6 protein-coding genes and 1 pseudogene are annotated in these 7,446 nt (G+C 56.0%); 1 reads left to right on the top strand and 6 read right to left on the bottom strand.

Annotated features, from left to right (window positions below):
* Positions 1–60 precede the first annotated feature (60 nt).
* Positions 61–1,128, bottom strand: a complete 1,068-nt coding sequence (gene selD / locus NW843_RS09805; RefSeq protein WP_414522821.1) for a selenide, water dikinase SelD — start codon at positions 1,126–1,128, stop codon at positions 61–63.
* A gap of 117 nt (positions 1,129–1,245) precedes the next feature.
* On the opposite strand from selD, the gene NW843_RS09800 reads away from it, so the two are divergent.
* Positions 1,246–4,743: a DNA polymerase III subunit alpha gene (locus NW843_RS09800; protein ID WP_414522820.1), complete on the top strand. Its 3,498-nt coding sequence runs from the start codon at positions 1,246–1,248 to the stop codon at positions 4,741–4,743.
* Between the two features lie 37 nt (positions 4,744–4,780).
* Here NW843_RS09800 and NW843_RS09795 read toward each other — a convergent pair whose 3' ends face one another.
* The 5 genes and pseudogenes from NW843_RS09795 to NW843_RS09775 form a co-directional block, all read right to left on the bottom strand.
* Positions 4,781–5,047 carry a glutaredoxin family protein gene (locus NW843_RS09795; protein WP_414522819.1) on the bottom strand — a complete coding sequence of 89 codons (267 nt, stop codon included), beginning with the start codon at positions 5,045–5,047 and terminating at the stop codon, positions 4,781–4,783.
* A gap of 9 nt (positions 5,048–5,056) precedes the next feature.
* On the bottom strand, positions 5,057–5,884 hold the full coding sequence (locus NW843_RS09790) for a carbon-nitrogen hydrolase family protein (protein WP_414406869.1): 828 nt from the start codon (positions 5,882–5,884) through the stop codon (positions 5,057–5,059).
* Between the two features lie 41 nt (positions 5,885–5,925).
* Positions 5,926–6,147, bottom strand: coding sequence for a DUF2839 domain-containing protein (locus tag NW843_RS09785; RefSeq protein WP_011432808.1), 222 nt, complete (start codon positions 6,145–6,147; stop codon positions 5,926–5,928).
* Positions 6,148–6,296: 149 nt separating this feature from the next.
* Positions 6,297–7,043 carry an anti-sigma factor domain-containing protein gene (locus NW843_RS09780; protein WP_414522818.1) on the bottom strand — a complete coding sequence of 249 codons (747 nt, stop codon included), beginning with the start codon at positions 7,041–7,043 and terminating at the stop codon, positions 6,297–6,299.
* Positions 7,040–7,396, bottom strand: a pseudogene (locus NW843_RS09775) (sigma-70 family RNA polymerase sigma factor); the annotation flags it as partial. The pseudogene NW843_RS09775 and the gene NW843_RS09780, both read right to left, overlap by 4 nt.
* Positions 7,397–7,446 lie beyond the last annotated feature (50 nt).

Here is a 7,446-nt window from a genome sequence, read left to right as displayed (position 1 = left end):
TCCTGAACCATGTTCAGGAGAGTTCAGCGTGAATGTATCAGTATTGCCAGAGGGTCTTCTTCAGGCTGCCGCTGGGCTGAGGCTGATCTTGCCGGTAACATGGATTCTGGTGTCTCCAGCTTGGCATCGGCCAATGCGACGGGCGTAGGGGTAACCGGCACTGTGCAGCTCTTGCAAGAGGTCTGAGGTGTAGCCGGGATCCACCGCCACCAGCAAGCCCCCGCTGGTTTGGGGATCTGCCAGCAGCAGTTGCTGCCACTCGGGCAGGGATTCTGCCTGTACCCCCTCATAGCCCTGCCAATTGCGACGAGCCGCCCCTGGAAAGATCCCCGCCTCTGCCAGCGAGAGCGCTTCTGCCAAAAACGGAATGGAAGCCAGATCCAAACTGGCCCCCACCCCCGAGCCGCGACAGACTTCCAGCAAGTGTCCCACCAGGCCAAACCCTGTTACATCCGTCATGGCGTGAACTTGCGGTCGCTGGGCCAGTTGCGAGCCGATGCGATTCAGCTGGGTCATCACCTGCAAAACTTCCGCGTAGCCTGCCGCACTGAGCTGACCCTTTTTCAGAGCGGTGGTCATCACCCCGATCCCCAGCGGCTTGGTCAGGATCAGATCGTCCCCAGGTTGGGCAGTGGCATTGCGGCGAATGTGGTGTGGATGGGCCAAACCTGCTGCCACCAAGCCGAAGATGGGCTCCGGCGAATCGATGGAGTGCCCCCCTGCCAAAGGGATCCCGGCTTCTTGGCAAACCTGGATCCCTCCGGCCATGATCCCTTGGATGGCCTGCATCGGCAGGGTATTGACCGGCATGCCCAAAACCGCCAAAGCCAGAATGGGAGTGCCCCCCATCGCGTAGACATCGGAAAGGGCATTGGTCGCCGCGATCCGACCAAAATCCACCGGCTCATCCACAATCGGCATGAAGAAGTCGGTGGTCAAAATTAGGGCTTGGTGGTCGTTTAGTTGATAGACAGCCGCATCATCGCTGGTTTCAGCTCCCACCAACAAAGCCGGATTTGGGGATAGCAGGGGCACATCCTTAAGAATTTGTTGCAGCAGGGCCGGGGCAATTTTACAGCCGCAGCCACCGCCGTGGGAGTACTGGGTGAGGCGAATGGGAGCATCCATAGATTCAAGAAAAGGGAAAAAACATCAGCTGACTTTACTGTAGCGGCATCTGCAGGCAGTCGAGAAATGGACACGCTGAGTTAAGGTTAAAGGGATCCCACTATCCATAGCGTTGCCATGTCTTTTGTTCCTTTGCATCTCCACAGCGAATACAGCCTCTTGGATGGCGCCAGCCAATTGCCGCGTCTGATCGAGCAGGTGGTGGCTATGGGTTTGCCGGGGCTGGCCCTGACGGATCACGGTGTCATGTATGGGGCATTGGAGCTGGTGAAACTGTGTAAAAGCAAAGGGATTACTCCAATCATCGGCAATGAAATGTATGTAATCAACGGCGATATCCGTGACAAAAGCCGCAAGTACCCCAAGTATCACCAAGTGGTTCTGGCCAAAAATACCCAGGGCTACAAAAACTTAGTGAAGCTAACCACCATTTCCCATCTACATGGCATTCAAGGGAAAGGGATTTTCTCTCGCCCCTGCATCAACAAAGAGTATTTGGTGCAATACAAAGAAGGGCTGATCGTCACCAGCGGCTGCTTGGCAGGAGAAGTGCCTCAAGCTATTTTGCAGCGGCGGCCAGAAATTGCCCGTGAAGTTGCCGCTTGGTACCAAGAGCAGTTTGGGGATGATTATTACATCGAAATTCAGGATCACGGTTATCAAGAAGATCGCTTTGTCAATGTGCAGTTGGTGCGCATCGCCCGCGAATTGGGGATCCCGATCATCCTCACCAACGATAGCCATTTTATTTCCTGCTGGGATGTAGAGGCCCACGATGCGCTGCTCTGCATTCAAACAGGCAAATCCCTTACTGAAAAAAATCGCCTTCGCTACACCGGAACCGAATACCTGAAAAGCCCAGAAGAGATGCGCCGTCTCTGCCGTGACCATTTGGAACAGGAGGTAATTGACGAGGCCATCGCCAACACCCTGAAGGTGCTGGAAAAGATCGAGGGCTATGACCTATTTGGGGAAATGCGCATGCCCGACTACCCGGTTCCACCGGGCCATTCTGCCGATAGCTATCTCACAGAATTGGCCTGGCAGGGGCTGGCGAAGCGCTGCGGTGTTGCTCAGCCGGATCAGATCCCCCAAAACTACCAGGAGCGCCTGCGCTTTGAGCTGAACATCATCCAACAAAAGGGCTTCTCCAGCTATTTCCTGGTGGTCTGGGACTATGTTCGCTATGCCCGCGAGCAGGGGATCCCGGTGGGGCCGGGGCGAGGCTCGGCAGCAGGATCCCTGGTGGCCTATGCCCTACAAATTACCAACATTGACCCGGTTAAATACGGCCTACTGTTTGAGCGATTTCTCAATCCAGAACGTCAATCGATGCCGGATATCGATACGGATTTTTGCATCGAGCGGCGGGGAGAGCTGATCGACTATGTGACCCGCAAATACGGCCAAGAGCGAGTTGCCCAGATCATCACCTTTAACCGCATGACCTCTAAAGCCATTCTCAAAGATGTCGGTCGAGTCTTAGACATTCCCTACTCAGAAGCCGACAAAATGGCGAAATTGATCCCGGTATCCCGAGGCAAGCCCGCAAAATTGGAAGAGATGATTGGCGAGGATACTCCCGCTCCAGAGTTCAAAGAAAAATACGAGAAAGACCCAACCACCCACCGCTGGATCGAGCTGGCGCGCTTGCTGGAAGGTACCAACAAAACCTTCGGGGTTCACGCTGCCGGTGTGGTGATTGCTAAGGATCCCTTAGATGAGATCGTGCCTCTGCAGTACAACAATGAAGGCCAAATTATCACCCAGTACTCGATGGAAGATATCGAGTCTTTGGGCTTGCTGAAGATGGACTTTTTGGGTCTGCGCAACCTGACGATGATTCAGCGGGCAGTGGAACTGATCCGAGAACACAATGGCGTCAATATAGATCTGGATAACCTACCCCTAGACGACAAGAAAACCTACCAGCTTTTGGAAAAGGGAGAGCTGGAAGGGATCTTCCAACTGGAATCTTCTGGCATGAAGCAGGTGGTGCGGGAGCTCAAACCTTCCAACCTGGAAGATATTTCTTCAGTATTGGCCTTGTACCGGCCAGGCCCATTGGATACGGGCATGATCCCCGACTTTATCGATCGCAAGCACGGTCGCAAACCGGTAACCTATGCCCACGAACTCCTCAAGCCCATTCTTCAGGATACCTACGGAGCCATCCTCTACCAGGAACAGATCATGCGCATTGCCCAAGACATGGCCGGATACACCTTAGGCCAAGCCGATCTGCTGCGGCGAGCGATGGGGAAAAAGAAAGTCTCCGAGATGGAGAAACACCGCGAGCAATTTGTGCAGGGGGCAGCCAAGCGGGGTGTAAGCCAAGAAGTTGCCACAGAATTGTTTGATCAAATGGTTGCTTTTGCCGAGTATTGCTTCAATAAATCGCATTCTACTGCCTATGGGTTGATTACTTTTCAAACAGCTTACCTCAAGGCCAATTACCCAACGGAATATATGGCAGCCTTGCTCTCTTCTGTGGGGGGAGATCAGGACAAGGTACAGCGCTACATTACCTATTGCTTGTCAATTGGGATCCAAATTCAGCCGCCGGATATCAACCGTTCTGGAATGGACTTTACTCCCCAGGGATCCAGCATTTTGTTTGGTCTGGGGGCAGTGAAGAATGTAGGGGAGGGGGCCATTCAAAACATTTTGGCTGCCCGTCAAGCTGATGGCCCCTTCACCTCTCTGGCGGATTTTTGCCAGCGGGTGGATCTGCGCATTGTTAACCGTCGTGCCCTGGAGGCCCTGATTTGTGCGGGCGCTTTTGATTGTATTTCTGGAAATCGTAAACAACTAATTGCCGATTTGGATCCCATCCTCAGTTGGGCAGCGCAGCGAGCCAAGTCCAAAGCCATCGGCCAAGCCAGCTTGTTCGATCTATTGGGGAGCAATAGCAGCGCCGGCAATGGATTTGTGGAGGCTCCGCGTGGGCCGGCTACTGAAGATTTTCCACCTCAGGAAAAGTTGAGGCTAGAACGGGAGCTGCTGGGGTTTTATGTCTCGGATCATCCGCTGCGGCGCATTCAGGAGCAAGCGCGGCTGCTGGCCCCTGTAAACCTAGCTGACTTGGGCGGCTGCGCAGCCGATGCCTCTGTGGGCGTTCTCGCCCTGGTGACTGCCATTAAAAATGTCACAACCAAGAAAGGGGATCGCATGGCCATTTTGCAACTGGAAGATCTCACCGGCAGTTGTGAAGCGGTGATCTTTCCCAAAACCTACGAACGTTTGCGAGGTCGCCTGGAGGTGGATCAACGGCTGTGGGTCTGGGCCAAAGTGGATCAGCGGGATGAACAGGTGCAACTGATTGTGGAAGATTTACAACCGATTGAATCTGTTAGCTGGGTAACGGTGGAGATCCCTCTCGACTCTGCCGGGACACTGGAGGATCGATATCGTTTACAAACCTTGATCGCCCGCCAACGCTCGGAAACCAAAGAAGAAAATCGCATTCCTGTCGTGGCTGCCATCACCGCCCATCCCCATACCCTTTGGGTGAGAATGGGATCCCAATTTTGGGTTAACAATGCCCAAGCCGCCGTTGAAGCCCTGCGTCAAGCCGGCTACACCGCCCGCAGCGAATCGCTGCTCTCTCCATAGGCATGGCAGAGAAAGCTCCGGCAGCAGCAGGAGAAATTCAACGGAGCTGTTTCTCAAGCCAAGCCCGCAACTGGCTCACCGTCAGCCGAGGGGAAGGACGTGGCAAAGGTCGCTCGGGATCCCCTGCCAGGGTGAGCACGGGAACTTTCAGTTGGTATTGCTCCCACCAACTCGGGTTGGAGGTGATGTCGCGGATTTCCAACAGGGTGATCTCAGGGATTTGCCGCAACTTATCGGCCAAGCCTTCGCACAGGTGGCAGCCGGGCTTGCTGTAGAGAATCAGCGCAGGCCAAGGGGATGGCATAGCGGATCCCTAGCGGGTGACGGTGCAGGCCAGCCGACGGTGTTGTAGGGAAGGCATCTGCCGCCTGACCAACTGGAAACGCTCTGGGTTAATTTCAGCAATGGCCACCCCCGGTTTTTCGCCACCCGCATCCGCCAAGATAGTCCCCCAGGGGTCCACGATCATGGCATGGCCGTGACACTGTCGCCGCTCGTAGTGGGTGCCCACCTGGGCGGGGGCTATCACGTAACAGGTGTTCTCAATGGCCCGGCATTGCAGCAAAACCTGCCAGTGATCCCGACCCGTGTAGGCCGTGAAGGCGGCAGGGATGAGCAAAATCTGGGCTCCGCGATCCACCAGGGATCGGTACAGCTCTGGAAAGCGTACGTCGTAGCAGACCGACAAACCGAGGTTCCCCAGTTGCTCTTGCTCGCAGGTGACCACCTCATCTCCGCTGACCACCGTATTCGACTCGCGGTAGGTATTGCCGTCGGGCAGATTGACATCGAACAGGTGGATTTTGCGATAGCGGGCCAGCTCTTTGCCGTCAGGGCTGTAGAGGGCAGCGGTATTGTAAACTTTGCCCTGCCCATCCGGCACAGGATACCCTCCTCCCAAAATAAATACCTGGTAGCGCTGGGCCATCTTGCTCAGAAACTCCTCAGCCCGCTCCGCAATCTCGGGGGCAAGGCGGGCTTTCTCGGCTTCCGGCCCCATGAAGGCAAAGTTTTCCGGTAGCGTCACCAGCTCGCACCCCTGGCGCACTGCAAAGTCGATCCACTCTTCCGCCTGCTGCAAGTTGCTGGCCAGATCGGGAATGCTGGTCATTTGAATGGCGGCTGCCAGATAAGAGCGCATAGACGGAAACTCCAAAGGATGCTAAAGGGGATCCGACAGGCTCAGCCGACCAGATGCCACCAGCCCAAGGCAGGCCCCACAAATCGGATCACAACCCAAACAATCGCCAGCAGAATAATGCCTGCCCAAGCACCACGGGTTGTCCAATTGTAGATCGCGCGAGCTTGCCCTTTGGTGAGGGGAATGTCTTTGAGGTTGGGAAACACCAGCTCTTGGTCGGGATCTTGGCTGATGCGGGTTTTACGGCGCTTTGCTTCGCCCATGGGGTAGCCTCCGAGTTCTTCGCCGGGTGGCGACTTTTATCTTAAGGTTTTCTGTCTGGGTCACAAGACTGGGTGGATATCAATCTGCATAATAATCGCCTATTTACGCCATCAGGCCACGCCAATCCATGGGCCTGCCGATGCTTTCCCTAGCCGGAAATCCACAAGGGGGATCCTTCGTGCTCTTGGGGACGATTGCCATCCTCTTCGGTAATGGCCACAGCCCGCACCCATTCTGTAGATTCAAACACCGGCGGTAGGCGCAGCTCCTGTTGGCGATTTCCTGTTTCATCCACCGGAAAAGCTGCCACGAGAACGGCCCCCGCCCTATCGGTGGTAAAGGGCGCCTCCGGTTCCAGCACCACCCACAGGGCATAGACCCGGCCTTCCGGCAAAGGCGGCAAACCTTGGGCCACCAATCGCCCTTGCAAGCGCTGGGGATCCACCTCAAGCTTGACCGAGCCGGCCAGGTTCTCCGCAGTCGGCTGCAACTCATAAGTCAACACCTCGGCAGGGATCCCTTGAGTCTGGGCTAGCTGCAGCCTGCGCCACAGGTAGAGGTTCCCCAGCCCCAAAGCGACGATCAAGCCTGCGGCCACTGCCCCCAAGCCCCGCTGCCAGAGACGGGATCCCTTGGCAACCCAGGTGGGGGTGTGCATCGGTTGGGCTGCCTGCGCCTGCAACAGAGAAGCCCGCAGGGCGGGGGGAGGTTGCTTTTCCTCTATACCGTAGGCTGTCTCCAATGCCTGTTGCAAAGCCTGCAGTTCTCGGTGCAGCTCCGGGCGCAGCTTGAGCAATGCCTCCAGCCGGTCGGCCTCTTCCGGGGAGAGATCCCCCAGCACATAGCCTGCCAGCCACAGTTGCAGTTCTTCGGGAGACACAGATTCGGCTTTCATGAGGGGCCTCCCAACAACTCGCGCAGCCGCAGCAGAGCCCGCCGAGCTCTGGCTTTGACCGTTCCCAAAGGCAGATCCAGTTGCTTGGCAATTTCCGTTTGGCTCATGCCTTCGTAATAGGCCATCTTTAAGACTTGCCGTTGACTTTCGGACAACTCGGCCAAGGCCGTTTGCACCTCGGTCACCCGTTCCGCTTGAGCCAACTGCTCCAAGGTGGGATCCGCAGCAGGACTACCCTGCAATTCCACTCTGCCCTGTTCCAGGGAGCGCTGTCGATTCCGCCAAGAGCGCAGCCGATCCAAACAGCGAGAGCGAGCCAAGATGCTCAGGTAGGTGCGCAGGGATCCCCGTCTGGGATCAAAGGAGCATGACTCTAGTCAATAATAAGCTCAACTATACTGAA

It is taken from the genome of Synechococcus sp. R5-12, from assembly GCF_047502655.1.
GTDB lineage: Bacteria > Cyanobacteriota > Cyanobacteriia > Thermostichales > Thermostichaceae > Thermostichus.
Note: the sequence above shows the minus strand (reverse complement) of the source record. Positions and strands in the feature narration are given on the sequence as shown.